The sequence below is a fragment of the Dietzia sp. B44 genome (assembly GCF_014145245.1).
In the GTDB taxonomy this organism is placed as follows: Bacteria; Actinomycetota; Actinomycetes; order Mycobacteriales; family Mycobacteriaceae; genus Dietzia; species Dietzia natronolimnaea.
This window is the reverse complement of sequence record NZ_JAALEF010000307.1, coordinates 1-1,324: the sequence shown is the minus strand read 5'-3', so window position 1 is coordinate 1,324 and position 1,324 is coordinate 1. Positions and strand designations below refer to the sequence as shown.

The 1,324-nt window shown below is 69.6% G+C and carries 2 protein-coding genes and 2 tRNA genes; all 4 read left to right on the top strand.

Annotated features, from left to right (window positions below; genetic code table 11):
• A partial coding sequence (locus G6017_RS10745; RefSeq protein WP_182617310.1) for a DUF3566 domain-containing protein occupies nt 1-369 on the top strand: 369 nt, incomplete at its 5' end.
• A gap of 88 nt (nt 370-457) precedes the next feature.
• Nucleotides 458-531: transfer RNA gene (locus G6017_RS10740), tRNA-Ile, on the top strand.
• Nucleotides 532-590: 59 nt separating this feature from the next.
• Nucleotides 591-663: transfer RNA gene (locus G6017_RS10735), tRNA-Ala, on the top strand.
• Nucleotides 664-736: 73 nt separating this feature from the next.
• Nucleotides 737-1,324, top strand: a 588-nt coding sequence (locus G6017_RS10730; RefSeq protein WP_182617309.1) for an MFS transporter, incomplete at its 3' end; no start/stop codon positions are given.

Genomic DNA, 1,324 nt, shown 5'->3' with positions numbered 1-1,324 from the left:
GAGCGGCGGGGGCCGATGGAGTCGGTGCTCGTCCTGCGACGCATCGACCCGTGGTCGGCGTTCACCACCGTGCTCGGGCTGATGTTCGCCCTGTACCTGGTGTGGATGGTCGCGATCGGTGCCACCTACCTCCTGCTCTCCGGCATGGGGGTGTGGGACCGGCTCGGAGGGTTGCTCTCCGGGGTCGCGGGTGACGAGTCGGCGGCCGCGATCGGGCCGTCGACGATCTTCCTCTACAGCGGCGGCGTGGGACTGCTCAATGTCCTGCTGCTGGCCATCCTGACGACCCTCGCGGTGTTCATCTACAACCTCGCCGCCGGGCTGACCGGTGGCGGCGTGCAGGTGACGCTGAGCGATCGCCGGAACTGAGGTGCCGGTTCGGGGGTCCCGTCGTCGCCGCGGGACTCCCGATTTGGGTGGCGGCGCGCGCGTCGGGTAGATTAACGCTTCGGTACGAGGGCCTATAGCTCAGGTGGTTAGAGCGCCAAACTGATAATTTGGAGGTCGGAGGTTCAAGTCCTCCTAGGCCCACCCCCGCATGGCAGACGCCGGATCGCTAGCCGCGGTCCGGCGTTCACGCTTTGTGGCACGGGGCCTTAGCTCAGTTGGTAGAGCGCTGCCTTTGCAAGGCAGATGTCAGGGGTTCGAATCCCCTAGGCTCCACTCCTCTCCCTCCCGCGTCCCCCTCCCCGCCCGACGGGTGTCGGGCCGTGGTGGACCGACCCCAGGACCGCCCGTGGACAGCACTTCCCGCTCGTGGACACCGTTCGTCCTGATGGCACTCGTCGTGACGGCGGCGCTGATGTCGAGCGCGACGCCATCCCCCCTGTACGTGGACTACCAGGAGGCCTGGGGGACCAGCGGCGCCATGATCACGGTCGTCTACGCGGTGTACCCGCTGGCCGTCCTGGTCCCGCTACTTCTGTTGGGACGACTGTCGGACGCGATCGGCCGCCGGCCGGTGGTGATCACCGGCCTGGTGCTGCTGGTGCTGAGCATGGCCGGGCTCGCGGCGGCGCCCTCGGTGGCCTGGCTGATCGCCGCGCGGGTGGTGCAGGGTCTGGGCGTCGGGCTGGTCACCGGATCGGCGGCGGCGGCGATCATCGAGCTGCACCCCACCAGGAACGCCCGTGTCGGCGCGCTCACCAGTAGCTCCACGACCAACTTCGGCATCGCGGCCGGAGTGCTCCTGGCCGGTGTGGTGGCCACCTCGTCGTCGTCGCCCCTCGTCCACCCGTACGTGGTGATGGGCGTCGCCCTGGCCGCGCTGCTCGCGGGCGTGGTCGTCCTGGTGCCCGAGACGTCGGGGGCCGGCCCCCAGACG